The sequence below is a fragment of the Kushneria halocnemicola genome, assembly GCF_965650455.1.
In the GTDB taxonomy this organism is placed as follows: Bacteria; Pseudomonadota; Gammaproteobacteria; order Pseudomonadales; family Halomonadaceae; genus Kushneria.
Map to the genome: position 1 here is coordinate 2,102,871 of NZ_OZ287968.1, position 24,454 is coordinate 2,127,324.

General features: G+C 61.1%; 22 protein-coding genes and 1 tRNA gene. 5 read left to right on the plus strand and 18 right to left on the minus strand.

The features are described from left to right. Positions 1–285, plus strand: coding sequence for a PP0621 family protein (locus ACS92L_RS09605; RefSeq protein ID WP_438764470.1), 285 nt, complete (start codon positions 1–3; stop codon positions 283–285). On the opposite strand, the gene ACS92L_RS09610 is transcribed toward ACS92L_RS09605, so the two are convergent. Continuing rightward, the gene (locus ACS92L_RS09610; protein ID WP_438764472.1) at positions 277–1,374 is read right to left on the minus strand and encodes an NAD(P)/FAD-dependent oxidoreductase; all 1,098 of its coding nucleotides are present in this window, start codon (positions 1,372–1,374) and stop codon (positions 277–279) included. The genes ACS92L_RS09605 and ACS92L_RS09610 overlap by 9 nt on opposite strands. Before the next feature lie 123 nt (positions 1,375–1,497). Here ACS92L_RS09610 and ACS92L_RS09615 point away from each other — a divergent pair, with 123 nt between their 5' ends. Continuing rightward, positions 1,498–1,971: a GspH/FimT family pseudopilin gene (locus ACS92L_RS09615; protein ID WP_438764474.1), complete on the plus strand. Its 474-nt coding sequence runs from the start codon at positions 1,498–1,500 to the stop codon at positions 1,969–1,971. Positions 1,972–1,979: 8 nt separating this feature from the next. Here the strand turns inward: ACS92L_RS09615 and ACS92L_RS09620 are convergent, their stop codons facing one another. From ACS92L_RS09620 to rplU, 17 genes are all read right to left on the minus strand, one after another. Continuing rightward, positions 1,980–4,952, minus strand: coding sequence for an EAL domain-containing protein (locus ACS92L_RS09620; protein WP_438764476.1), 2,973 nt, complete (start codon positions 4,950–4,952; stop codon positions 1,980–1,982). Between the two features lie 84 nt (positions 4,953–5,036). Further along, on the minus strand, positions 5,037–8,060 hold the full coding sequence (locus ACS92L_RS09625; RefSeq protein ID WP_438764478.1) for a PilC/PilY family type IV pilus protein: 3,024 nt from the start codon (positions 8,058–8,060) through the stop codon (positions 5,037–5,039). Next, a complete protein-coding gene (locus tag ACS92L_RS09630; protein ID WP_438764479.1) occupies positions 8,057–8,554 on the minus strand; it encodes a pilus assembly PilX family protein in 498 nt (165 codons plus the stop codon). Before ACS92L_RS09630 ends, ACS92L_RS09625 begins: the two co-directional genes overlap by 4 nt. Beyond that, entirely contained in the window at positions 8,544–9,473 is a 930-nt protein-coding gene (locus tag ACS92L_RS09635; RefSeq protein WP_438764480.1) for a PilW family protein, read from the minus strand. Before ACS92L_RS09635 ends, ACS92L_RS09630 begins: the two co-directional genes overlap by 11 nt. After that, entirely contained in the window at positions 9,473–10,054 is a 582-nt protein-coding gene (pilV, locus tag ACS92L_RS09640; protein ID WP_438764482.1) for a type IV pilus modification protein PilV, read from the minus strand. The genes ACS92L_RS09635 and pilV overlap by 1 nt, the downstream gene beginning before the upstream one ends. A 114-nt stretch (positions 10,055–10,168) precedes the next feature. Then, positions 10,169–10,642: a sterol desaturase family protein gene (locus tag ACS92L_RS09645; protein WP_438764484.1), complete on the minus strand. Its 474-nt coding sequence runs from the start codon at positions 10,640–10,642 to the stop codon at positions 10,169–10,171. A gap of 19 nt (positions 10,643–10,661) precedes the next feature. Then, positions 10,662–11,615 (minus strand): 4-hydroxy-3-methylbut-2-enyl diphosphate reductase, encoded by a 954-nt coding sequence (gene ispH / locus ACS92L_RS09650; RefSeq protein ID WP_438764486.1) that lies wholly within the window; start codon positions 11,613–11,615, stop codon positions 10,662–10,664. A 97-nt stretch (positions 11,616–11,712) separates the two neighbouring features. Further along, a complete protein-coding gene (locus ACS92L_RS09655; RefSeq protein WP_438764488.1) occupies positions 11,713–12,198 on the minus strand; it encodes an FKBP-type peptidyl-prolyl cis-trans isomerase in 486 nt (161 codons plus the stop codon). After that, a complete protein-coding gene (lspA, locus tag ACS92L_RS09660) occupies positions 12,188–12,715 on the minus strand; it encodes a signal peptidase II (RefSeq protein WP_438764489.1) in 528 nt (175 codons plus the stop codon). Before lspA ends, ACS92L_RS09655 begins: the two co-directional genes overlap by 11 nt. Further along, positions 12,708–15,542, minus strand: coding sequence for an isoleucine--tRNA ligase (gene ileS / locus ACS92L_RS09665; protein WP_438764491.1), 2,835 nt, complete (start codon positions 15,540–15,542; stop codon positions 12,708–12,710). The genes lspA and ileS overlap by 8 nt, the downstream gene beginning before the upstream one ends. 17 nt (positions 15,543–15,559) lie before the next feature. Continuing rightward, positions 15,560–16,621, minus strand: coding sequence for a bifunctional riboflavin kinase/FAD synthetase (ribF, locus tag ACS92L_RS09670; RefSeq protein ID WP_438764492.1), 1,062 nt, complete (start codon positions 16,619–16,621; stop codon positions 15,560–15,562). 64 nt (positions 16,622–16,685) lie between these two features. Continuing rightward, a complete protein-coding gene (murJ, locus tag ACS92L_RS09675; protein WP_438768453.1) occupies positions 16,686–18,200 on the minus strand; it encodes a murein biosynthesis integral membrane protein MurJ in 1,515 nt (504 codons plus the stop codon). A 191-nt stretch (positions 18,201–18,391) separates the two neighbouring features. After that, positions 18,392–18,658 carry a 30S ribosomal protein S20 gene (gene rpsT / locus ACS92L_RS09680; RefSeq protein ID WP_438764493.1) on the minus strand — a complete coding sequence of 89 codons (267 nt, stop codon included), beginning with the start codon at positions 18,656–18,658 and terminating at the stop codon, positions 18,392–18,394. 117 nt (positions 18,659–18,775) lie between these two features. Continuing rightward, a complete protein-coding gene (gene proB / locus ACS92L_RS09685; RefSeq protein ID WP_438768455.1) occupies positions 18,776–19,921 on the minus strand; it encodes a glutamate 5-kinase in 1,146 nt (381 codons plus the stop codon). Positions 19,922–19,960: 39 nt separating this feature from the next. After that, on the minus strand, positions 19,961–21,163 hold the full coding sequence (gene cgtA / locus ACS92L_RS09690; RefSeq protein WP_438764495.1) for an Obg family GTPase CgtA: 1,203 nt from the start codon (positions 21,161–21,163) through the stop codon (positions 19,961–19,963). Between the two features lie 198 nt (positions 21,164–21,361). Next, on the minus strand, positions 21,362–21,619 hold the full coding sequence (gene rpmA, locus ACS92L_RS09695; protein ID WP_299260449.1) for a 50S ribosomal protein L27: 258 nt from the start codon (positions 21,617–21,619) through the stop codon (positions 21,362–21,364). Positions 21,620–21,650: 31 nt separating this feature from the next. Further along, positions 21,651–21,959, minus strand: a complete 309-nt coding sequence (gene rplU, locus ACS92L_RS09700; RefSeq protein ID WP_438768457.1) for a 50S ribosomal protein L21 — start codon at positions 21,957–21,959, stop codon at positions 21,651–21,653. Between the two features lie 374 nt (positions 21,960–22,333). Here rplU and ACS92L_RS09705 point away from each other — a divergent pair, with 374 nt between their 5' ends. From ACS92L_RS09705 to ACS92L_RS09715, 3 genes are all read left to right on the plus strand, one after another. Further along, on the plus strand, positions 22,334–23,272 hold the full coding sequence (locus ACS92L_RS09705) for a polyprenyl synthetase family protein (RefSeq protein WP_438764498.1): 939 nt from the start codon (positions 22,334–22,336) through the stop codon (positions 23,270–23,272). Between the two features lie 64 nt (positions 23,273–23,336). After that, a tRNA-Pro gene (locus tag ACS92L_RS09710) sits at positions 23,337–23,413 on the plus strand. 148 nt (positions 23,414–23,561) lie between these two features. Further along, positions 23,562–24,440, plus strand: a complete 879-nt coding sequence (locus ACS92L_RS09715) for an MBL fold metallo-hydrolase (RefSeq protein ID WP_438764499.1) — start codon at positions 23,562–23,564, stop codon at positions 24,438–24,440. Positions 24,441–24,454: the final 14 nt, after the last annotated feature.

A 24,454-nucleotide genomic window follows, 5' to 3' on the forward strand; every position in this document is an offset into this window, starting at 1 on the left:
ATGGCCCGACTGATTATTGTGGCTGCCCTGCTATGGCTGGGGTGGCTTTTCTATCGACGCCTGAAGCGTCAGCGCAGGCCGCATCCGCCGACCCCGGCTTCCGGAGAAGCGATGGTACGCTGCGCCTACTGTCATGTTCATGTGTCACGTCATGATGCGCTGGAAGACCCTCACGTCAACGAGGTGTCGCGCCATCTCCCGGGCGACAGACACTGGTTCTGCTGTCAGGACCATCAGGCACGCTTTATCAGTAACGGACCGCAGCCGCGTCGCCGCTCACCCTGAGCGAAACACGGTGTAGGGCGCAGGATCCACCGGCGGCGGCGTGCCCGCCATATGCGCGCACAGCAGATCCGCCGTGGCCGGTGACAACACCACCCCGTTACCGCCATGCCCGGCGTTGACGTAAAGCCCTTCAATGTCGCCCACGGCGCCAACGAAGGGGATGCTGTCCGGCGAGCCCGGCCGCAACCCCGCCCAGTGATGCGTTACCTCAACGTTTTCAAGCGCCGGCAGCATCTCCAGTGCCTTCGCATGAATCTGCGCGTAGCCCTGCTCGGTGGTGGCGCGATCAAAGCCGACGTCCTCAAAGGTACTGCCGGCCAGGATGTGGTGATCACGTCGGGGAATCAGGTAAAAGCCGTTCATCAGCATGACCCCCTGAAGCAGCGCGCGCCCGGCTTCAAACAGCAGCATCTGTCCGCGAACGGGCTTGATGGGCAACTGAACGTGACGTGCCAGGAGTTCACGTGTCCAGGGCCCGCCCGCCATGACGACCCGTGGCGCCAGATGCCTGCCCTGCGGCCCTGCCACGCCCTCGATCCGATCCTTGGCGGTCAGCAGGGCAGTGACTTCAAAGTGCTCTACAAGCGTGGCGCGCGGATGGTTCACCAGCCACTGTCGCAGTGCCTGACCCAGTCGAGGCGTTCTGATACTGCCATGGGCAGGCATCCAGAAGGCGGGGTCAAGGGATGGCGTCACCCACCGGCCCAGCTGCTCATGCGCCCGGGCTGAGGAAAGCGACAACAGCATGTCATCATGATGCATCGACCATGCCCGGGCCCGTGCGCCGTCCTCGACCCTGACATGCATGATGCCGTGAGCCGTATACTGCGGATCGATCCCGGTGGTAGCCGCCAGCATGCCGGCAAGATCAGGCCATTGCGGCGCTGCCAGTGCATCAAGGCGCGCAATGGCCTCGCCGTAGCGCCAGGGATACAGCGGCACCAGAATGCCCCCGCCGGCCCAGGACGCCTCCCGCGCACACTGCCCGCGCTCCACGAGCGTAACCCGAAAGCCCTGTTGTATCAGCTTCAAGGCGCTCATCATGCCATTGATGCCGCCGCCGACCACGATTGCGTCGCTTGCGTTCACATGCCCCCTTATTGCGTGTTTCCTGCGCATCCACCTTCCAGTGCCAATCCTTTATCAGCCATTGCTAAATATCGGTTCCATCATGCCGTTAAACGCAGCAGGCCCACCCGAAAGGATAGAGTCTTGCGTTCTCAGCAGGGAATCACGCTTTTGGACACCATGATGGCCATGGCCTTTATGACGCTGATGATCGGCTGGGGTATCCCCTGGACGCAACAGTGGTATGCCAGTCGCGCGCTGGACGCCCAGATGCGTGATGTACAGGGGCTGATACAGCAGGCGCAGATGGCCAGTCTGGATCATGGCAGGTCCTGGAAGCTGTGCGGCAGCCACGATGGGAAACGCTGTGATGGCCGATGGCACTATCTGCTGGTGGTGGACGCCAAAGGGCATGTCCGCTATCGCAACCGAAGCCATGACGCCGTGACCCTGCGCTGGCAGGGGCTGTCACAGGCGCTCGTTTTCCATCCCCGGCTTTCAAGCAGCATGCTCAACGGCACCTTCTATCTCTGCCATGCCCGAAAGACAAGGCGACTGATCATCAACCGTCTCGGGCGCCTGCGCTTTCAGACGACCGATGCCGGGGATGGCTGCTAAGACGCGTCCTACTCGAGCCAGAGCCGCTCAAGTGGCATCGGCCGATGCATGTAATAGCCCTGCGCGTAATCGATGCCCATCCTGACAAGCCTGTCCGCACTGGCGCTGTCTTCGATAAACTCGGCCACGGTCAGTGCGCCCAGCCGATGAGCGATCTGATTGATGGCATCAACGATCACCTGATCGAGGGCATTGTCATTAACGTGGCGAATGAACCCACCATCGATCTTGATGATATCGACCACAAAGTTGCGCAAATAGCTGAAAGAGCTCAGTCCACTGCCGAAGTCATCCAGTGCCACACGGCATCCTGCCTCGCGCAGCGCATCGATCACCTCACGCGCCAGATCCAGATGATTCATGAGCGCCGTTTCCGTGATCTCGAATATCAACGCCCGGGGTGAAAGCGGCGACCGGGCCAGGATTTCCATCAGCCAGGGCAGAAACCCTGCATCGTTGAGGGAATTGGCCGAAAGGTTGATGCTCAGTGAACGGCCGCTGAGCACCTGCTTTAACTGCTCGCCATCGTGAATCAGGGCACGCTCGATCACCCAGCGATCTACAAAGGCCATGATGCCGTAGCGTTCGGCCACCGGAATGAATGCCCCCGGCGCCACGATCTCGCCTTCCCGACCCAGCATTCGGACCAGTATTTCCAGGTAGTCACTGCCCTCACCCTGTAGCGGCACGATACGCTGGCAAAACAGGACAAAGCGATCATGTTCAATGGCTTCACGCAGCCCGGCCGCCATGAAGATATCGCGATGATACTGCTCGATATCCTCCTGTCCCGGATGATAAATGGTTGCCCGGTTACGACCGTACTGTCGGGAGGTATAGCAGGCGACATTGACGCGGCTGATCACGGTACTGAAATTATCGGCGCTGCCGTCCACGGGGATCAGCCCTCCACTGACACTGACATCATGAACTCGGCCATCCCATGAAAACCGCAGAGCGCCGATGGCCTCGATCACCTTTTCGACCCATACGGCAGCGGTGTCGATGTCGCGCCCCTGCAGCAAAAGCCCGAATTCGTCGCCGCCCAGGCGGGCGGACACGTCACCGGCACCAAGATGTTGCTCGATCAGGCGCGCCACCTCGATCAACAGGGCATCGCCTGCCAGATGGCCGGCTGAATCGTTGATGATCCTGAAATGATCCAGATTCAAAACGACCAGAATGGCCGGTATCTCGGCGCCGCGCCGAATGACATCCTCGACTTCCTGCTCGAAACGCCGGCGGTTATACAGCCCGGTCAGCGCGTCATGACTGGCCGTAAAGCTCAGGTGACGCTGAAGTTCACGCGCCCGGGACATATCCTGAAAGACCAGAATGGCACCCATGGCCCTGCCACCGGCGGTGCATACCGGTGCCGCCGTCGCCTTGACCTCGAGTGTCTGGCGATTTTTGTTGATCAACACCGAGTCATCACCGGTCATGCAGACTTCATTACGCGACAGACAGGTATCGATCAGCTCGAACGACTGCGGGGTCATGTCCACCCCCTGCAGATGAAACACCTCCTGCAGCTGACACATTCTGGCCTGTTCGAAGGTCCAGCCGGTAATCTCTTCCGCCACAGGGTTCATGAACACGACGCTGCCAGCCATGTCGGTGGCAATGACCCCATCCCCGATCGAGTTGAGCGTCACCTGCAGGCGTTCCTTTTCTTCCTGCAGATCCCGGGCCAGCTGTTCACGCTCGAATTCGGCCTGACGGGCGGCGTGAATATCGATCAGCGTCCCGATCATCTGCAGTGGCCGGCCCTGTTCGTCAAACTGCATGACCTTGCCACGCGACTGATACCAGCGATAGCCGCCATCCTTTTGACGTACACGATATTCCGCCACATACAGCGGCACCCGCCCTGCCAGATGTGACTCGAGTGCCTGCTCCACGAGCGCCACGTCATCGGGATGGGTTTTCTCGCGCCAGTAGGCCATCGAGCAGACAGAAAGCCCGCTTTCTCCGAGCAAACGACGCGCCTCCAGAGACGCCTTGATCTGGCGGTGTACCAGATCGATCTCCCAGACGCCCTGCCCGCTGCCTTCCAGGGCCGACTTCCACCGCTGCTCGCTTTGCAACAGCTGCGCCTGCTCGCGTCGCAATCCATGCAGCGCCGTGGACAGAAGCAGCGCCGGCAGGACCGTCAGGGCGATGGCAATATAGTGGAACATGCTGAACTCAAGCATTTTCCATCGCTGGCAAAGATACATCAGCACGGCCAGCGAGATGACGCTGACCACGTTGAGCAAAGCGCTTCGAAAAAAATCAAACAGCAGCGCCCCCAGCAGGAGTGCAACGATACTCCAGACCATTTCATTGGGGAAAAACCATACGATGACGATATTGGCCGAAACGGTCAGCAGCAGCATGGCATTGAAAGAGGTAGCAATGCCCTGGCCAAGCAGCAACCGCCAGCGGCTGATGGCACTGCTGAGCGTTACGGGCAGCATGACGAGCATTCCCAGACATCCGGAGATATAGCGCCCCCACCACAGCTGGAAAACCCCCGAGTCCTGCCAGGGCTCCGTCAGCGCCAGCATCACCGAGCCGATCAGCGGTATTAAAAAGGCGCTGACCAGCAGGGCACTCAGAAACGACGGGATACTGGCCATGCTCGACGTGTTCCCATGGCGCCAGCGAAGCCAGAGAGCACCGATCAGGATTTCAACGATGTTGATGATGGTATAGCGGGGGATGCCGTGGGGGGCGTGGCAGATGGCGTGGGCCAGCAGATCAGCCAGTGCAATACCAGCCAGCGGTATCAGCCAGTCACGCGGGTGCAAACGCACCAGCGCCCCGATGGCCAGAGGTGCCGCAAGCCATGGTGCCACCACCGCCGCATCAAAATGCGACAGCTGCATGCCCGCCAGGGCCAGCACCAGGTAGGCCAGCATGAACAGCAGCAGTCGTAGCCAGCGGGCCATGCGCCGGGTATCGCTGCTCCCGAAGATCTGCTCGTAAATTCCCAGCATCCGTTCCCTGCACCCGGCCCTTGTGGGCCATTGTTATGTTGTGACGTGACGCGTCACTGTGGTGGCATGCCGTGTCTGTTACGGCTACTGCTGATACCACCACAGCGGTGCCGTCACCAGACATTCGCGAAAGGCGCCGTCCTCGGCATCGTACTGACCACAGCGCTCGCCGTCGTCCGTACCTGCCGCCTTTTTATCGTGTTCAAGCACTGACGCCACCTGGCGGGCCCTGTCACTATCGAGAACGCGAGTGCGCAACCCTTCAATCAAAAGGGCAGGCGTTTCCTGTAGATAGCGGCCCATATCCGTGCTTCTGACCGTCGCTGATTGCTGCTCATGCTGATGCCCGTTGTCGCGCCAGACCGGCAGGGAAAAGCCGTACAGGCGCGAGATGCCGCGGACCGCCATACACATGTTGTCAGGGACTTCAGGGGAATAAGTCGTAAAAAGCGTATTGCCGGCGATGGTTGAGGCATCAGACAACACCTTCATGCCTTCGGGCAGCATTAATCGCCACCCATGGAAGGCTTTCATGTTCAAAAATCCCTGACGATCCACCGGAGCGCCGAGTGTATAGGACGTCCCCTGCACCGGCGACTCAATTAGGTCATTATTGTTGAGCATGGCAGGCCTGCTGCCGCCATGAGAACCATCAAGCCATTGGCTGACTTCAAGAATATAAAAGGCGTCCCGGCTGTCACTGCGCAGCGGATTGGCGCGATCGCCGCTGCCCAGCATCAAAAGATCCACGGGCTTTTGATCCAGGTAGGTTCGCACCAGGCTGGCGCGGTTGAAAAAACGTCGATCAACGCCCTGCTGATCATGACGCCCGAGCGCTGCCACCTGATGAAGCTGCCAGTCTGCCGGCGTTCTTTTTTTATTCCTGCCGTCATCGCCCAGACGCAGATCAGCAAACCAGACATTGCCGCCGGTATCCCCGAAAAAGGCGCCATCCACCGTCCCGTCAAAGTCTCGATCCACCGGCGTGACGGTGGCCGGCACGCTGTCGGCCGGCCCTTTCAGTGACGCGATAACGTTGCCATCGCGCGCATCGATGACCGCCATGCCCGCACCGAATCGAGCCGGGCCTCGATCGGCCGTGATGTCATAACCCATGCCGACCAGAAAGACAGCGCGCCCGTCGGTCAGCGTTACCGCCACCGGGGTGGACCAGCTTTGCCCCCAGTCGGGTTCCAGGGCACGCCAGGCCAGCTTCGGCTCGTCCGGGTCGATAACGTTCAGGCCGTAATAGCCGCGGCCACCACGACCGAAGCCAAACGCCAGTACCGCCTTTTCAAGGGTTAAATGACGCTTGCCCGCGGCATCGAGTCTTGTGCCATGGGCAAGCCAGGCGCCCGGCGAGCCATCCACACCGTAATGCGTCGACTGGGATCGATACGCCTGACCGCCCTCCTTTTTGGGCCAGGGATAGTCGGGGCGGGTATTGAGCATGCGATACACGGCCATGCCTGCCGTCTCGCGCGGCCAGAAGGCCCATCGCTCGGCCCCATTGGTGTCGTCGATGGCATGCAGCAGCCCTTCGTTGGTGCCCACGAAAATGCGAATGCGCTGGTTGCCTGCCGAGCAGCCCGACTGTGCATCAGCGCAGCCATAGTTAATGGCCAGCGGCTGCGAATGCACGATGTCGCCCATCACCCATGGCCGGATATCGGTCTCGCTGTCATTGGTGACATCGAGCCCATAGACCCAGTCCGCCAGCTGACGCGGGCTGTAGCCGGCCTGATTGAGTACGGTCATAGCGCGATCATCGATGCCATCGGTATCAAGACCCTGCTGAGGGCGGGGCCTGGCCAGCGGCCTGAAGCTGCCACTTCTGCCGATATCGGTATAAATTTTCCGGCCGGAACTCACCTGCTCCCGAATACGCGCGCCGGCGCCGCCCTGCTCCACGCTGTCCGGTGCGGCAATCTCGGCCGTCCCCTGGCTCCAGAGATCCCTTTTGACGGGGTTGCTGGGCTGGCTGGTATCCACGGCAAATTTTTTCAGATTGCCGGTCCAGGGCACATAGCCTCGCGGCAGAAAGGCCGGCGAATAGACCTGTCCCAGATTTTCGGTCCCTTCAACATTGGTGGCCATGGTGAAGCGCTGCGCCTGGATTTCGTTTTCGATGATGCTGCCCAGTATCCGGCTGAAGGCCAGATCCAGACCGTCGCGATCATTGGCCTCGTAATAGCCCTGCGAGATGCCCGGCGGGGGCTGGGCGGCGTCCTCAAGAAGACGCTGCTTCGTGGTAAAGCCAATGGTGAAGGTGTAGGCATGCTGGGTGCCCTCAAGCCCGGGCGCCAGATCCTTTTCGGCCATGAAGTGCGTCAGCAGGGGGAGACAGTTTTCCTGTCGCAGCACACGCGTAACATCCAGCGGATCCACCGCGTCATAAAGCCCGCAGGTTTTGCCCGTCAGTGCTCGTATATCGGCGTTGGCGCTGGTATCCCATTGCGGCATTCCGTCGGTCATATAGATGACATAGACATTTTCACAGGGCCGCAGCGGACGATGATAACGTCCGTTACCCTCTTCGGCCCTGCGATCCCGTGGCGGTGTTGCACCGCCGCTGTCACTGCCATACACCACGGGCTGGCCGGAAATATAGCGATATACCTCGGCCATGGTTTCGCACAGGGGGGTGGACGTATTGGCTTGAAGATCGCCAATGATATTCAAAAGCTCCAGACGCTCGGTGCCGCTCTGGCGAGGCGCACTGGTGAAGGCCTGCACAACGCGCCCGCCGTTATAGCGCTCCTGAGCCCGGCAATTGCCGCCGAACCAGTTGCACTGGATGGTGGCACTGTTGTCGTTGAAGACGCTCAGGGAAAAGTTGATACCGGGGTGCTTGCTGACCAGACCGGTGATGATGTCCCTGGTAACCTGAAGGCGTGACTGACGGCTGCTACCCACCATCTCCTTCATGCTCGCCGAGGTATCGATGATCAGCATGACCTGTGGCTGTCCGCCGCCGCCACTGGCCTGATAGGCCGGCAGATAGATGTCCACATCGTCGGCACGCGCGAGACACGACGCCGCAAGACTCGCCATCAGCACGATCAGCGCCAGGAAATACCGCCATGGCCTGCAAACGTCACTATTCACTGCGTGCCTCCCGTACTCAGCGTCACCACACCCTGGTAGACGCCCTGCCCCTGATCGAAAGCGTCGTCAAAGTCTTCCGGCACGGCGCGCAGATTGAAATAACGATAGTGTTTGAGCGCCTGGTTACCGGGGGCGGCAAGACTTGTGGCATAGCGACGCTCCAGCTGCTCGCGCACCGCGCTTGAAAGTCCGGCCTGGCCATCGTCCAGACACAGTCGCTGCACGCTCAGCTGCGTGTCGGCCTCAGGAACCGAAGCGTTTTCACTGCATGGCTGCGTCAGATAGGCCGGCATGAGCGCATCAAGCCGGGCCAGTTGCGTGTCGATCTGTCCATCCTGCTGTTGAAAGCGCTGCACGCCGGTCTCGGCAAAATGGGCAAGGCGAGTATCGAGAAGGCCTCGTTGAGCCAGCGATACGGCCAGCAGCGTCATGGCGGCCAGCAGAATCAGCCCGATGACCAGCGTAAAGCCTTCCTGGCGGCGATCAGAGACCATATGCCCCCCTGAGACGGGCGTTGCGAAGCGTTGCCGTGGTGACGAACAGGCGTCGCTGATAGTGGTCGGCCTCGAAGGTGATCGTGCGTCCGGCGATCAGAAACTCACGCGCCGGCATCGGCTGCGCCATCTTCTCGCTACGCATCACGATATAGAGTCGGGCAGCCACGACCCGGTCCCAGTCCGCAATCTGCCACTGAGCCACGGACTGACTGTCATAAAAGCGATTGGCGCTGCCGTCACCGGTGTCGTCACGACCCCACTCCACTTCCAGAGCCTCGATATGGCGCACGATTTCGCTGCTGTTGGGGCGACCCGATGCGCTGCGCTGATTGACGTAGAGTGCCGGCACGCGCTCGCCGCTGTAGTCGTCATCCACCATGCGCAGGTAGTAGATACTGTCACGGTAGTGCCAGTCGCCCTGACAGGGCTGCTTCAGGGTGAGTTGTCGAGGGGGAGCAGAGTGCGCATCAAGTGTCAGGCAGGCCCCATTACCGTGGTCGGCATAGCGCACGGCTACCACGGCAGACGGGCGTGACGCGCTGCTGTCAGGCGTGATTGCCCCTTGCGGCACAAGGCCAAGCGCTTTGGCCCGAGCGGCATCGCCGCCCCAGACGGGCAGAGCACACGCAACCTCGACGGCCCTGCTCATATCGCGACAGCCATCATCATCACGCTGAGGTGACATGATCTCGCCCCAGAAGCCGGTACGCCGAAGCTCCTCGCCCAGCAGCTGGGTGGCCATGCGCCCGCGAACCTGCAGGTCCGCCATGGCGTGCTGCTGGTGAAAGCTGCGGGCGGTCTGCATGTAGAGCACGATCACGGCAGAAAGCACCAGCAGCCCGAGCGCCATGGCAATCATCATTTCAAGCAGGGTAACGCCTCGCTGGGCATGCTCGGGAGAGGAGATGGGCGTCATCAGCCGCGAACCGGATGGTAGCGACTGCTGGCAGTAACGCTTTGCCGCGCACTGGTGATATCGGCGCTGCCACAGGTCGGCTCGTTTGTGTCATTGCCCCGGCCGCTGCCGCGCCAGACCAGCGTCACGGTGACGTCGAAACGCTGCGCCTGCGGTGTCATGGCAATGCAGGCATGGGCCTGCGGCAGACCATCAAGGCGGCGATGCTCGCCCTGGGCCTGCATGATCTGGTGTTCCCAATCGGCAAGATCAAAACGCGCCAGTGCCTGAGCGTCGCAGTTCGCCTGCCGACAATTGCTGCCTCCCTGCTGCTGGTTATCACCGATGGGCGCATGGGCACGTGCGCCCACGTTATAGACGGCCATCGCATCAAAGTGGGCATTGGCACGCACCCGCTCCAGCATGTCATTGACCAGCAAAGTGGCACGACCGCGCTGCAGCGCCTGCTCATTGGCCTGCTGGGCATGCAGCACCAGGCCCATGACACCCATGGCGCCAAGGCTCAGCACCACCATGGCGACCAGTACTTCCAGCAGGCTAAAGCCTCGCTGTGTGGAGGGAATACAGGTGTGAGACATCATGTCGAATCCGGGCGCTGAACAGCGCTCCTATCGGCATGAGAGGGTCATAACTTGAGATGGCAGACAGGCTGCTTCACCGCGAACGGGTGAAGCAGGCAGAAGAAAACGGGTGTATCAGGAGCGCCGCCGCGCCGCCAGCTCCCGCTTCAATCGGTTGATGGGCCGGGTTACCAGAAAGCCGAAAGAGACGGCACCCTCCCTGGTTTCCACAGCGTGGTGCATGCGGTGCGCCTGAATGCGTTTTTTCCAGAAGCGCTGCTGTCGATTGAACGGCACCGGAAAGCGTCGATGTACCAGCCCGTCATGAAACATGAAATAGACCAGTCCGTAGGCGGCGATGCCCAGTCCCAGTGCCAGCTCAAAGGGATGGCCGTTGAGCCCTCTGTAGATCAATACAACGGAGGGCAGCGCAAAGAAGACAGCGAACAGGTCGTTGAGTTCGAAAAGTCCGTGACGCTCGCTGTGATGCGAGCGATGCCAGCACCACAGAAAGCCGTGCATGATATAGCGATGCGTAAACCAGGCGATGAACTCCATGCCGGCAAACGCCAGCACAAACAGCACGACCCAGAGCAGCAGATCTCCCATACAGGCCTCCCAGGTGTTTCTAGGCGCTGACGATCACCTTCTCGCGCAGCTCTTTCGGCATCGAGAAGGTAATGGTCTCCTCACGCCCTTCAAGCTCTTCCGGCTCATGACCGCCCAGCGCCTTGAGACGGTCAATCACGCCCTTGACCAGCACTTCGGGAGCACTGGCACCGGCGGTGACGCCAACGATGCGGCAATCCTTGAACCACTCGCCCTGCATCGACTCGGCATCATCGATCAGCCATGCTGGCGTACCCATCCGCTCGGCAAGCTCCGCCAGACGATTGGAGTTCGAACTGTTGGCACTACCGACGACCAGCAGCACATCGCACTGCTCGGCCAGCTCGCGTACGGCGTCCTGGCGATTTTGCGTGGCATAGCAGATGTCGTCCTTGCGCGGTCCCTGAATGGCCGGGAAGGTTTCGCGCAGCGCATCGATGACCCTTGAGGTGTCATCCATCGACAGCGTGGTCTGGGTCACAAACGAAAGATTTTCGGGATCCCGGACCGTCAGCGCACGCGCATCTGCCTCGTCTTCCACGAGATAGATGGCCCCGCCATAGCTGTCGTCATAGCGTCCCATGGTCCCTTCGACTTCCGGATGCCCGGCGTGGCCGATCAGAATGCACTCACGCCCGCGTCTGGCGTAGCGCAGCACTTCCATATGAACCTTGGTCACCAGCGGACAGGTCGCATCAAAGATGCGCAGCCCGCGGCGCTCGGCTTCCTGCTGTACGGCGCGCGAGACGCCATGCGCCGAAAAGATGACGATATTGTCGTCGGGAATCTCGTCAAGTTCCTCGACGAAGATGGCGCCGCGCTCGCGCAATGTTTCCACCACATAGCGGTTATGAACCACTTCATGGCGAACATAGATCGGCGCACCGAAGACATCGAGTGCCCGGTTGACGATATCGATGGCGCGATCAACGCCTGCGCAGAAACCACGTGGATTGGCCAGCCTGATCTGCATGGGCCACCTCGCTGTTGGATAATGGTATCAGTGTCGCACATCAGGCCCCTGATGGGCGAACGGCGACGGGGCCGACCGGCCCCATCGTGAAATGCACTCAGTGAGTGGTGGCCGGCGTAACGGCCAGCACTTCCACCTCGAAGCTCAGCGTGCGCCCGGCCAGCGGATGATTGAAATCCACCTCGACCTGACGCTCATCCACCGATTTGATAACGCCGGGCAATTCACCGCCGCCGGTCGGGTCGGCAAAGGACATGACCACGCCCTCCTCCAGCGCGTCCTGATCCTCAAAATCGGCGCGCTTGAGCATCTGCACGTTCTGAGGGTTCCAGGGGCCGAAGGCATGCTCCGGCGCCACATCCACCAGGCGTGTCTCGCCGACCCGCATGCCTCTGATCGGCTTTTCAAACCCGGGCGGCAGATTGCCGTCACCGAAAACGAACTCGGCCTGACGCTTGCCGCGGGTCGTATCCACCTCGGTGCCATCTTCCAGGCGCAGGGTGAAATGGATGGCGATCGTCATATTATCGTCGGCCGCAAGACCTGCGTCATTGCCGTGTTGATCGCAGGATTTATCCGTCATGATGGCGCTCCGGCTGTGAAGTATCTTCTTTGTCACGCTTGAACGAGGCGATAATGATACCCACCGCGCCCAGCGTGATGGCCGTATCGGCCAGGTTAAAGGCCGGGTAGTACCAGCCCTGCCAGTGAAAGGATAGAAAATCCACCACATAGCCGTGAACCAGGCGGTCAAACAGATTGCCAATGGCCCCGCCGATGATCAGCGTGATCGACACCTGATTGAGCCGGTCATGGCGATCCAGCCGGGCCAGCCAGATGCTCAGCGCAATAACGGCGCCCACGGCGATCAGGGCAAAAAACCAGCGCTGCCAGCCCGCGTGCTCGGACAAAAAGCTGAACGCCGCCCCGGTGTTGTGCAAAAGCGTCAGATTGAAAAACGGCAGCACCTCGACCGGGCGTGCATAGGCAAGCGCCATGCTGGCCCATGCCTTGGTGCCCAGATCCAGTACGATGACGGCCAGCGACAGCCACCACCAGCGCAGCGTATAGCGTGCGTGCGCGTATTGCCCTTTAGGCATAGCGGCGTACCTCACCGGGGCCATCCGGCAGATTGGCAATCGAGCGTGCCGACAGCGTCGGATAATCCGGATCGGCGCCCACGTCGGCGCGACGCTCCCAGCTGCGCTCATCCTTGTCAAAATCGCTCAGGCGGATGTCCACTTTCAGACCGTCAAGCTCGGTGGCCCGGGCCTCGCTACCCTCACCCAGCGGCGCCAGCGTGGCCTCGGAGGTGATCAGCACAAAGCGCAGCTCATCCTCGAAACGTGACAGCAGCGCATGGCGCTCGTCATCCACGTACAGGGTGACCTCGCTGTCCAGCGCGCCCTTGATAACGCCTTCATTGCGCGCATCCTCGAGCTGCTTGTTGACCGCCTGCTTGACCTCGATCACACGATCCCAGAACGCACGCCCCATGGTGGCGTCTTCCGGCAGCGTGGTCAGCCCCTCATACCAGGTCTCCAGCAGCACGCTGTCGCCGCGCTCGCCGGGGATATGCTCAAAGATCTCTTCGGCGGTAAACGACAGAATCGGTGCAATCCAGCGCGACAGCGCCTCGATCACGTGATAGAGCGCGCTCTGACAGCTGCGGCGCGCCAGCGAATCGGCCTGAGTGGTGTACTGGCGATCCTTGATGATATCCAGGTAAAAGCCGCCCAGATCGCGGGCGCAGAAATCATGCACCTGTTGATAGACGTCGCGGAAACGGTACTCCTCATACGCCGTTTGAATGCGCGCCTGCAACAGGGCAGTACGATCGATGACCCAGCGATCCAGCGCGATCATGTCCTCAAAGGCCACCATGTCACGCGTCGGGTCGAAACCGTTCAGGTTGCTCAGCAAAAAGCGCGAGGTGTTGCGAATCCGGCGATAGACGTCGGCGGTTCGCTTGAGGATCTCGTCAGACACCGCCATCTCGCCCGAGTAGTCGGTCGAGGACACCCACAGGCGCAAAATGTCGGCGCCCAGCTTGTCCATGACGGCCTGCGGCGCGACCACGTTACCCAGCGATTTTGACTGCTTGCGCCCCTGGGCATCGACCGTGAAGCCGTGGGTCAGAAGCTGGCGATACGGCGCATGGCCATCGATGGCCGAGCCGGTCAGAAGCGAGGAGTGGAACCAGCCACGGTGCTGATCCGAGCCTTCAAGATAAAGATCGGCCAGCGGGCCGTTTTCATGGCCTTGGGGATGCGAACCGCGCAGTACATGACGGTGAGTAGTGCCGGAGTCAAACCAGACATCCAGGGTGTCCATCACCTTGTCATAGTCGCCGGCATCCGCTCCCAGCAGCGTTTCAGGGTCGAGGCCGAACCAGGCATCGATCCCCTCTTTTTCCACACGCTGGGCCACTTCTTCCATGAGCTCGACGGTACGCGGATGCAGCTCACCGGTCTGCTTGTGCAGGAAAAACGGGATCGGTACGCCCCAGTTGCGCTGACGCGAGATGCACCAGTCCGGACGATTGGCGATCATGCTGTGAAGCCGTGCCTTGCCCCAGGCCGGTGTGAACTGCGTGGCCTCAACACCTTCAAGCGCCCGCTCGCGAAGCGTTTTGCCATCCCGGCCCTGAATGTCCATGCCCACAAACCACTGCGCCGTGGCGCGATAGATCACGGGAGACTTGTGGCGCCAGCAGTGCATATAGCTGTGGGTGATGGGCTTGTGTGCCATCAGCGCGCCCACTTCCTCGAGCTTTTCGATGATGTGCGGGTTGGCTTTCCAGATCATCTGACCGCCAAAAAAGGACAGGTCATCGATGTAGACGCCGTTGCCCTGCACCGGGTTGAGCATTTCGTCAAAGCTCATCCCGTGGGCGCGGCAGGTATTGAAGTCGTCCACACCGTAGGACGGCGCCGAATGCACGATGCCGGTACTGCCGATTTCGGATTCGACGTAGTCGGCCAGATAGACCGGCGACAGGCGGTCATAAAAGGGATGACGGAAGTTGATCCGATCCAGCGCCTGGCCCGCTGTCGTTGCAACCACTTCACCGCTCAGGCCGAAACGTTCCAGAGAGCTTTCGACCAACTCTTCGGCCAGCATCAGCAGCCGCTCGCCGGTATCCACCAGCGCATAGGTGAAGTCCGGATGCACGTTGAGCGCCTGGTTGGCCGGGATGGTCCAGGGCGTGGTGGTCCAGATTACTGCCGCGGCCGGTTTGGCCAGCGTGTCGAGCCCAAAGGCCTCGGCGAGTCTGTCGGCGTCCTCTACCGGGAAGGCGACATCGATGGCATCGGACTGCTTGTCCTGATACTCCACTTCGGCTTCGGCCAGTGCCGAACCACAGTCAAAGCACCAGTTGACCGGCTTGAGCCCCTTGAAGACGAACCCCGCCTCGACCATGTCGGCCAGCGCCCGGATTTCGCCGGCTTCGTTGACGTAGTCCATGGTGCGATAAGGGTGATCCCAGTCGCCGATCACGCCCAGGCGTACAAAATCGGCCAGTTGGGTCTCGATCTGGGCAGCGGCGTATTCACGACACAGCGCGCGCGCCTTCGCCGGCTCCATGTGCTTGCCATGGGTGGTTTCCACGCGGTGCTCGATGGGCAGCCCGTGACAGTCCCAGCCCGGCACATAGGGCGCATCAAAGCCTGACAGATTCTTCGACTTGACGATGATGTCCTTCAGGATCTTGTTGAGCGCATGGCCGATGTGGATGCTGCCGTTGGCATAGGGCGGGCCATCATGCAGCACGAACAGAGGCGCCCCGGCACGCGCGTCACGCAGGCGCTGGTACAGATTCATGTCCTGCCACTGCGAGACCCGGCCCGGCTCCTGCTTGGGCAGCATGCCACGCATGGGGAAGTCGGTATGGGGCAGATTCAACGTATGCTTGTAGTCGCTCATAACCTGATGGTCAGCCGTCACTGTTCATGTTTGCTGCGTTCCGCCGCCAGTGGCGCCGAGGCCATGGGATAGCGGCAGGAAGGCAATGATGCATCCACCCCTTCTGCATCGGGCAAGGCGCCCGCGGCGTCAGCAGCATGCTGCTGGAAAGCGTGTTGCTGGAAATAGTCGCGCGCCTGGTCGATATCCAGATGAATGCGGCGCTTGAGTTCATCGATGGAAGCAAAGGTTTCTTCGCCGCGCAGTCTGGCGCACGGCATGACAACCAGACGCTGTCCGTAAAGGGACTCATCAAAGTCAAAAAGGTGCACTTCCAGAACCGGCCGATCCGCGCCGACCGTGGGTCGCCAGCCGATATTGAGTACCCCCGGCACTTCACGACCGTCCTCGAGCCGGGTCATCGCTGCCAGCACGCCGCGCAACACCAGCGGGCCCGGTACCAGCGGCAGATTGGCCGTGGGCACGCCGATCGTGCGGCCCAGCTGGCGATCCTTGACCACACGCCCTTCCAGACTGAAGGGCCGTCCCAAAAGCTGCTCGGCCTGCTCGAAGTTGCCCGATGCCAGCAGGGTACGCACCCGGGTACTGGAAACCCGCTCGCCGCCGATCTGAAAGGTCCGCGTGTGCTCGACCGAAAAGCCGACCTGTTCACCGACTGTCCTGAGTAGATCAAAATCGCCGGCACGATCACAGCCGAAACGGAAATCGTCGCCCACCACCAGGTGGCGAACGCCCAGCCCCTGAATCAGGACACGATCGACAAACTCGTGTGCCGAAAGCTCGCGCAGGCGGCGGTTAAACGGCAGGCACAGCACCCGATCGGCGCCATAGCGGCCCAGCAGGCGCACCTTGTCGCTGAGTCGCGTCAGCCGGGGCGGGGCCTGATCACCGGCGAAATACTCGCGCGGCTGGGGCTCAAATACCACGACCACAGCCGGCAGGTCATGCTGGCGGGCATGCGACTTTAACTGATCCAGAATGGCCTGATGGCCAAGATGGACCCCATCAAAATTGCCGATGGTGACAACACTGCCCCGATGCCGGGGGCGTAGATTATGTAACCCTCTGATCAGTTCCATGCCCACTGCTGCCCGCCGTGATAAACCTTCGATTATAGCGCTGTACACCGCCAACGGACAGACATCAGCCCCGCAGTTTGAAATGACGTACGCGCACCCCGGCAAGCCCCAGCCAGGTAAAATACACGGCCATGGCGGCAATGATCAGGCCCATCAGCATGGCAAGGCGCTGCTCGATCCCCCATGAGAGCCACTGATGCCAGTCGGGGGTGAACCACCAGAGCCCACCGGTGAGCAGCACACAGCCCACCAGAAGCTGCAGGGAAAGTCGGCCCCAGCCGGGCTGAAAATGCAAAACGTCGCGCTTTAACAGACCGCGCCCCAGAAGGATCGCATTGAGCCAGGCCGACATCGCCGTGGCCAGCGCCAGCCCGGCATGGGCAAGCGGCCACATCAACATCAGGTTAAAGGCCATGTTGGCGACCATGGCAATGATGCCGATCTTGACCGGCGTTTTCGTATCCTGACGCGCGTAGTAGCCAGGCGCCAGCACCTTGATCAGCATGAAGGCTACCAGCCCGAGGGCATAGGCCCGCAGGCTTTGGGAGGCCATGACGATATCGTGATCGGTCATCGCCCCGTAATGAAAGAGTGTGATCAAAAGCGGCTCGGCCAGCACGATCAATGCCAGCGCTGCCGGTAGCCCGATCAGCAGCACCGCACGAATGCCCCAGTCGATCATGCGAGCAAAACGATGTGGATCATCGCTGGCGTGCTGACGCGACAGGGCCGGCAGGATCACGGTGCCGATCGCGATGCCAAACACCCCGAGCGGTAGTTCCACCAGACGGTCTGAATAATAAAGCCAGGAGACGCTGCCGCCGACCAGTATCGAGGCCAGCACGGTGTCGAGCAGCAGATTGATCTGTGACACCGACACCCCGAACATGGCCGGCCCCATCAGGCGCAGAATGCGGCGAACACCGGTGTGGCGAAAGTTGGGACGCAGCCGCGGCAACAGCCCCAGACGCATCAGAAACGGAATCTGAAACAAAAGCTGCGCAACGCCTGCAATCAACACGCCCCACGCCAGCGCCATGACCGGAACCTCCAGCAGCGGCGCAAGCCACAACGCCGCTCCGATCATCGACAGGTTCAAAAGCACCGGCGTAAAGGCCGGCACGGCAAAGCGGCCGTAGCTGTTAAGCACGCTGCCTGAAAAGGCCGTCAGCGAAATCAAAAGCAGATAGGGAAAGGTCAGGCGCAGCATCTCGGCGGTCAGCGCCAGCTTGCCGTGACCGTCGTCATGAAAGCCGGGCGCAAAGACCCAGACCAGCCAGGGCGAGCAGAGCACCGCCAGCACCGTAATGCCCAGCAGTACCACGGCAAGCGTGCCGGCCGTGGCATCCAGAAGCTCTCTGACCTCCCTGCGCTCGCGCTGGGAGGCGTACTCTGACAGCACCGGCACGAAGGCCTGATTGAAGGCGCCTTCTGCAAACAGGCGGCGCAGAAAGTTGGGAATTCTGAAGGCAATGAAAAAGGCATCGGCCCCGCTGCCGGCGCCAAAGAACGTGGCCACCACCACATCGCGCGCCAGCCCCAGCACTCGTGACAGCATCGTCATGACGCCCACGACCATGCCCGAACGCAGTAATCCGGCGCCCTTTGACCTGCTTGCTTCAGCACTCACGAGATGCCATCTCCCATCCTGAAAGGGGGCACATGATGCCCCGTGTCATCCATCGCCACACGGCCTGAATACGCAAAAAAACCGGCCGAAGCCGGTTTTTTTGCAGATGCTGCTGTCTACAACAGGACGTTGCCCTGTTATCAGGCAGCCAGCGCCTTGATACGCGCATTCAGACGGCTCTTGGTACGAGCGGCGCGATTCTTGTCGTAGGCGCTCTTGTCAGCAATGCGGTCGATTACACGCTGAGCAACACGGAACTCGGCCATGGCGGCGCTGTGATCGCCGGTGCTGATCGCTTTGATGACACGCTTGATGTGCGTGCGCACCATGGAACGCTGGCTGGCATTTTTCTGGCGGCGGCGCTCTGACTGGACGGCGCGCTTGCGAGCCTGACGGGTATTGGCCATCGTCTACTCCCTGGAGTGTTGACGTTGATGAATTTTGATAAAAGCGCCTCTTGGGTGGGCACCTTCACAAGAGAGGCGGCATTCTAGCAGCGCCCATAAGGCAATACCAGCCCCGGATCAGGGGTCGCGAAGAATCACCATGTTGTCACGATGAATGAGCTCAGGCGCCTCGATATAGCCCAGATGCGCCACGATGTCATGGGTCGGCACGCCCAGAATCCGCCCGGTGTCCTGGGCATCGTAATTGGCCAGTCCCTTGGCAACCGGCTCGCCCTCGCCATCGACACACAACACCATGTCACCGCGGCGAAAACTGCCCTCGACCGCCGTGACACCCACCGGCAAAAGGCTGGAGCCACGCTGACACACGCGTGCCACGGCGCCCTGATCCAGCGTCAATGTACCGCGCACCTGCAACTGCCCGGCCAGCCAGCGCTTGCGCGCCGTCATCGGCGCATGCTCGGGCACCAGCAGCGTACCGATGTTCTCGCCATCAAGCAGACGCGACAACACCTGCGGCTGGCGACCGCTGGCAATCAGCGTCAGCGCCCCGGAGCGCGCGGCAAGCCGGGCCGCACGAATCTTGGTGGCCATGCCACCCCGTCCCAGCTTGCCACCATCGCCGGCCACGGCCACCCAGCGCGGGTCGTCCGCCTTGCCCTCGCTGATCAGCTGTGCATCGGCATCCTTGCGGGGATCGGCATTATAAAGCCCCTCCTGATCGGTCAGGATGATCAGGGCATCGGCCTCCAGCAGATTGACCACCAGCGCGCCCAGGGTGTCGTTGTCACCAAAGCGAATCTCGTCGGTCACGACCGTGTCGTTTTCGTTGACGATCGCCACCACGTTTAGATCGATCAGGGTGCGCAGGGCCGAGCGGGCATTAAGGTAGCGCTTGCGGTTGGACAGATCATCGTGCGTCAAAAGGATCTGCGCGGTACGAATGTCATAGCGGGCGAAATGATCCTCATAGCTGCGCACCAGACCGGTCTGCCCCACGGCGGCGGCGGCCTGCAGATCATGCAGTGCACTCGGTCGCACCTGCCAGCCCAGCCGAACCATGCCCTCGGCCACGGCGCCTGAGGAAACCAGCACCACCTCGACACCGCGTCGATGCAGCTCGGCAAGCTGATCCACCCAGGCGCCGATGGCCGTTTCATCCAGCCCGCGCCCGTCGTTGGTCAAAAGCGCACTGCCGATCTTGACCACCACACGACGCAGCCGTGTGACCTGACTGCGACTGCCCGCTACCGCCTGCTCCATCATCGTGCTCTCCGGATCCAGTCTTATGCCCGGCAGGACTCAGGGCTTGTATTCCACTTCGACATCGAAATCATCATCGTCGAAGTCATCGTCATCACCGCTGTCGACATCGCGACGCTGGCGCCCGGCCATGAAGGCCAGACGCGCCTCGGTGCGTGCCACGGCCTCGGCTTCCATTCGCTCGCGAATGGCCCGCGTGTGCGCGGCGAAATCTTCATCGTCCTGCTCAAGCCGGCGCTGCTCGACAAGCCAGCGATGTACGGCCTGCACCAGCTCATCCGTACCCTGCCCGGCAATGGCAGAGATGCGAAAGATCGGACCGTCCCAGTTCAGCCGCTCGACGATGCGCTCGAGCATGGCTTCGCGCGCGTCATCATCGACCAGGTCGCACTTGTTGAGCACCAGCCAGCGCGGGCTTTCGGCCAGCGTCGGCGAATACTGCTCAAGCTCGTGAATGATCTTTTCGGCCGACTCGACCGGATCGCTTTCATCAAAGGGCGCCACATCGATGACGTGCAGCAACAGGCGCGTGCGGGTCAGGTGCTTGAGAAAGCGAAGCCCGAGCCCGGCACCGTCGGCGGCGCCCTCGATCAGCCCCGGCACATCGGCCATGACAAAGTGTTCGTGCAGCCCCAGCTTCACGACACCGAGATTGGGCACCAGCGTTGTAAACGGATAGTCCGCCACCTTGGGACGCGCGGCCGACACGGAGCGGATCAGTGTCGATTTGCCGGCATTGGGCATACCCAGCAGACCGACGTCGGCCATCAGCTTGAGCTCAAGGCGCAGCTCACGACGCTCGCCCTCGCCCGAAGGCACGCTCTGACGCGGCGTACGGTTGGTCGAGGACTTGAAATGTACGTTGCCCAGACCACGACGCCCGCCCTGCGCTACTCGGAGCTCCTGGCCCACGGCGGTGATGTCGCCGATGACCTCGAGGGTTTCGACATCGATCACGGTCGTGCCGACCGGGACCTGTACGAACAGGTCCTCGCCCTTGCGGCCGTTCATCTGACTGCCGCGGCCGGGCTGGCCGTTGGGCGCCTTGTGAAAGCGCTGAAACTTGAAATCGATCAGCGTATTGAGCGACTCATCACCGACCAGAATGACGCTGCCGCCGTGACCGCCATCACCACCGTCCGGCCCGCCGCGCGGTACGTACTTTTCACGGCGAAAGCTGACGCAGCCACTGCCCCCGTTACCGGCGGCCACCGTGATCGAGGCTTCATCGACGAACTGCATGCCACTACTCCCGGCGACTCGTCGCCCTGTATACAAAAACCGATTATCGAAAAATAAAGGACTGTCGTTCAGGCAAATGCCGATGGCGAGCGTATAACGCCCGGCATGCCACAACCGCCCGTGAGTCTGATGTACCAATAGACCCACATGATAAAAAAAAGCCCCGCCTGAGCGGGGCTTTTTAAGCAGTCAGCGGTCTCAGGCGGAGACGATGCTGACGTGCTTGCGCTTTTTCGGACCCTTGGTCTCGAACTTCACCTGACCGTCGCGAAGTGCGAACAGGGTAAAGTCACGACCGACGCCGACGCCTGTACCAGCGTGGAAACGAGTGCCACGCTGACGAACAATGATGCTGCCGGCAGAGGCTTCCTGACCACCGAAGAGCTTGACGCCGAGACGTTTGGACTCGGAATCGCGACCGTTACGGGTACTACCTGCGGCCTTCTTGTGAGCCATGAGTATGACCTCCTGAAAATGCGGAAAACGCTTACGCAGTAATTCCGGTGATTTTGACTTCAGTGTACCACTGACGGTGGCCCTGACGCTTCATGCTGTGCTTGCGGCGACGGAACTTGAGGATATGAACCTTCTCGCCGCGGCCGTGAGAGACGACCTCTGCCTTGACAACAGCGCCTGACACCAGCGGTGCACCGATCTTGACGTCGTCACCGCCGACCATCAGCACCTGATCGAAATCAATGCTGTCACCAGTGGCCACATCCAGTTTTTCCAGCTTGAGGCGCTGGCCTTCCTGGACGCGATACTGCTTGCCGCCGCTCTTGATTACTGCGTACATGGAATTCTCCAATTGACTCATCCGGTTGGCTGCTTCATCGACCTGTGGCAAGTGGCCCAAAAGCCTCGTCAATCAATGAGGTCGAGCCATCTTACAGGGAGCACGATGAGTTAAGGGCGCGAATTATAACCGCGTGCGCGGGGCAACTCAAGGCCCGGCATGATGCATCTTGACGCCCATGAAGGGGTTACCTAGCATACCGGGCATCCATGTCGCTTCGACGCCCAAAGGGCCTTCGAGAAGACTGCCCGGCAAACCCAAGCACCCTGTTGTCCTGCCGGCCCGGGCCCATGCCTGCAGGGACTAGAAGCCCGAGGTTCACTGTGAACAGCCAAGTCGTTTCACCCAGCGTCTCCAGGACCCATGAACCCGTCATGGAAGACTTCGCAGCTGTTGACCGCACCATCCGCGCGCAGCTTGCCTCCCACGTTCCCCTGATCGAAACGATCGGCAACTACATCATTGAAAGCGGTGGCAAGCGCGTGCGGCCGCTGCTGGCCCTGCTATCGGCCAGAGCGCTGGGTTATGAAGGCCACCAGCACATTACGCTGGCCGCCCTGATCGAGTTCATGCACACCTCGACGCTTTTGCATGACGATGTGGTCGATGAGTCCCACCTGCGACGCGGTCGTGCCACGGCCAACGACACCTGGGGCAACGCCCCCTCGGTGCTGGTCGGTGATTTTCTCTACTCACGCTCGTTTGAAATGATGGTCGAGGTCGGCTCGATGCCGATCATGGCCGTTTTGTCCAACGCCACCTCCATCATTGCCGAAGGTGAAGTCCTGCAGCTGACCAATATCGGCAACGCCGACATCGATGAAGCCGCCTACTTCGACACCATTCAGGGCAAGACGGCCATGCTGTTCGAGGCCGCCTCCCATACCGGCGCCATGGTGGCCGAGGGCAGCGAGGCCCAGATCGAGGCGCTCAAGCTTTATGGGCGCTATCTGGGGCTTGCCTTTCAGCTTATCGACGATCTGCTGGACTATCAGGGCAACGCCACCGAAATGGGCAAGAACGTGGGCGATGATCTGGCCGAGGGCAAGCCGACCCTGCCCCTGATTCGTGCCATGGCCGTGGGCAGTCCGGCGCAGGCCAGCGTGGTGCGCCGGGCCATCGGCGAAGGCGGTCTGTCCTACCTCGACGAAGTACTGACCATCGTGCGCGATACCGGTGCGCTGGAGTACACCCGATCGCGTGCCCATGAGATGGTGGATCGCGCGCTTGAGCAGCTCACGCTGCTGCCGCCCTCCCCCTATCGCGAAAGCCTGGAACTGCTGGTGCGCCAGGCCGTGGATCGTCATGCCTGACAGGGGCTTGCATTCACGAAAACACGCAGTATAATGCGCACCGTCATGACGAACTCGTGACACTCGGAATATAGCTCAGCTTGGTAGAGCGCTGCCTTCGGGAGGCAGAGGTCGTAGGTTCGAATCCTGCTATTCCGACCAAGTATTCAAGGCGCCTGTCTTCACCGACAGGCGCTTTTTTTATGCCCGGATATCGGCCTGCTCCAGCCGAGCGCCTGGACACCGGGGGCTGGCGATCTCCCTGCGAGGCGCTATGCTGGCCCCATCGATATTCATGACTGGAGGTCCCATGAACGATAGCCTGCTTCCCGATCAGCAGCCTGCCAATGTTCACCACCTGCGCGTCGGCGAGATCGTTGTTTCGACGCTGATGGATGCGTACATGCAGGGGTCGCTGGAGCTGATTCAGCACCTCGACGCCTCACGCGCACAAGCGCTTCACGAGCAGAGCCTGCGCGCCACTCCGCCGCGTATCACGCTTAACGCCTATCTGCTGCACATCGGCGATCAGCGCGTGCTGGTGGATACCGGCTTCGGTGCCCTGGCCGATGAAGAAGGCGCCCGCCTGTCGCAGGGGCTGGCCGATATCGGCGTACTGCCTGAGGCCATCGATATCGTACTGGTCACGCATCTGCATCCGGACCATATCGGCGGGCTGATAACGTCAGATGATCAACCGGCGTTTGCCAATGCGCGTATTCTGGTGCCGGGCGAGGAGCTGGATTTCTGGCAGCAGCAGGCACCGGCTGAAGCCTCCGACATGTTTTCCCAGCAGTTTGACGTGGCCCACCGCGTGCTCGAGGTCAATCGTGACCGGATCGAGCGCATCGATAATGACCGGATCATGGATGGCGTGACCCGCGTGGCGCTGCCGGGGCATACGCCCGGCCACAGCGGCTATCTGATCGAATCCGCCGGCGAGCGGCTGCTGCTGTGGGGCGATATCGTGCATTTGCCGCATATTCAGTTGCCCGAGCCCGACGCCGGGGTGCTTTTCGACGTTGACGGCGAACAGGCCGTGGAGACGCGTCGTGAGATTCTCGCGCGCGTTGCCGAAGAAAAACTCATGGTGGCCGGTCACCATCTGGACTTCCCCGGCATCGGCCATATCGTGAAAGACACGCAGGGCTATCGCTTCCTGCCCCATGTATGGTCGCCCACGCTCTGATGGGCGCCACACGC